Annotated in this window: 1 rRNA gene; it reads left to right on the forward strand. The window is 48.9% G+C overall.

Annotated features, from left to right (window positions below):
- The first annotated feature begins 380 nt into the window (after positions 1-380).
- A 16S ribosomal RNA gene (locus BAU17_RS13530) occupies positions 381-1937 on the forward strand.
- The last annotated feature ends 9 nt before the right edge of the window (positions 1938-1946 follow it).

A 1946-nucleotide genomic window follows, 5' to 3' on the forward strand; every position in this document is an offset into this window, starting at 1 on the left:
TTTACAGCAAATGATATTATAACGAAGTCGCAATTTTAGAAAAAGAAATTTTCGTTGATACATCAACAAAATTAATTAAAAAAAGTTGTTGACAAATAACAATTCATTTGTTAAGATAATCTAGTCGCTGCCAACAGCACATCGAAGTGAAAGAAACAACTTCGAAAAAAACTTTTAAAAAAGAGTTGACAATCACTTGTCGGTCTGATATGATATAAAAGTTGCTAACGCAGCACGGTAGACCTTTGAAAACTGAACAAAGCAAGCAAACGAACCAAATGTGTAGGACGCTTCATTTAATGAAGCAAACACAACAAGCAAGCAGTAATGCTAGCAACGTTAATTTATGAGCTTAACAATCTAACGATTGTTTCAAATTTTTTTATGAGAGTTTGATCCTGGCTCAGGACGAACGCTGGCGGCGTGCCTAATACATGCAAGTCGAACGCTTCTTTTTCACCGAACTTCGGTTCATCGAAAAAGAGGAGTGGCGAACGGGTGAGTAACACGTGGGTAACCTGCCCATCAGAAGGGGATAACACTTGGAAACAGGTGCTAATACCGTATAATACTTTTTCTCGCATGAGAGGAGGTTGAAAGGCGCTTTTGCGTCACTGATGGATGGACCCGCGGTGCATTAGCTAGTTGGTGAGGTAACGGCTCACCAAGGCAACGATGCATAGCCGACCTGAGAGGGTGATCGGCCACACTGGGACTGAGACACGGCCCAGACTCCTACGGGAGGCAGCAGTAGGGAATCTTCGGCAATGGACGAAAGTCTGACCGAGCAACGCCGCGTGAGTGAAGAAGGTTTTCGGATCGTAAAACTCTGTTGTTAGAGAAGAACAAGGATGAGAAGAGAATGTTCATCCCTTGACGGTATCTAACCAGAAAGCCACGGCTAACTACGTGCCAGCAGCCGCGGTAATACGTAGGTGGCAAGCGTTGTCCGGATTTATTGGGCGTAAAGCGAGCGCAGGCGGTTTCTTAAGTCTGATGTGAAAGCCCCCGGCTTAACCGGGGAGGGTCATTGGAAACTGGGAGACTTGAGTGCAGAAGAGGAGAGTGGAATTCCATGTGTAGCGGTGAAATGCGTAGATATATGGAGGAACACCAGTGGCGAAGGCGGCTCTCTGGTCTGTAACTGACGCTGAGGCTCGAAAGCGTGGGGAGCGAACAGGATTAGATACCCTGGTAGTCCACGCCGTAAACGATGAGTGCTAAGTGTTGGAGGGTTTCCGCCCTTCAGTGCTGCAGCTAACGCATTAAGCACTCCGCCTGGGGAGTACGACCGCAAGGTTGAAACTCAAAGGAATTGACGGGGGCCCGCACAAGCGGTGGAGCATGTGGTTTAATTCGAAGCAACGCGAAGAACCTTACCAGGTCTTGACATCCTTTGACCGCTCTAGAGATAGAGTCTTCCCTTCGGGGACAAAGTGACAGGTGGTGCATGGTTGTCGTCAGCTCGTGTCGTGAGATGTTGGGTTAAGTCCCGCAACGAGCGCAACCCCTATTGTTAGTTGCCATCATTCAGTTGGGCACTCTAGCGAGACTGCCGGTGACAAACCGGAGGAAGGTGGGGATGACGTCAAATCATCATGCCCCTTATGACCTGGGCTACACACGTGCTACAATGGGAAGTACAACGAGTCGCGAAGTCGCGAGGCTAAGCTAATCTCTTAAAGCTTCTCTCAGTTCGGATTGTAGGCTGCAACTCGCCTACATGAAGCCGGAATCGCTAGTAATCGCGGATCAGCACGCCGCGGTGAATACGTTCCCGGGCCTTGTACACACCGCCCGTCACACCACGAGAGTTTGTAACACCCGAAGTCGGTGAGGTAACCTTTTGGAGCCAGCCGCCTAAGGTGGGATAGATGATTGGGGTGAAGTCGTAACAAGGTAGCCGTATCGGAAGGTGCGGCTGGATCACCTCCTTTCTAAGGAAT

Source organism: Candidatus Enterococcus willemsii (assembly GCF_009933335.1).
Taxonomy (GTDB): domain Bacteria; phylum Bacillota; class Bacilli; order Lactobacillales; family Enterococcaceae; genus Enterococcus_F; species Enterococcus_F willemsii.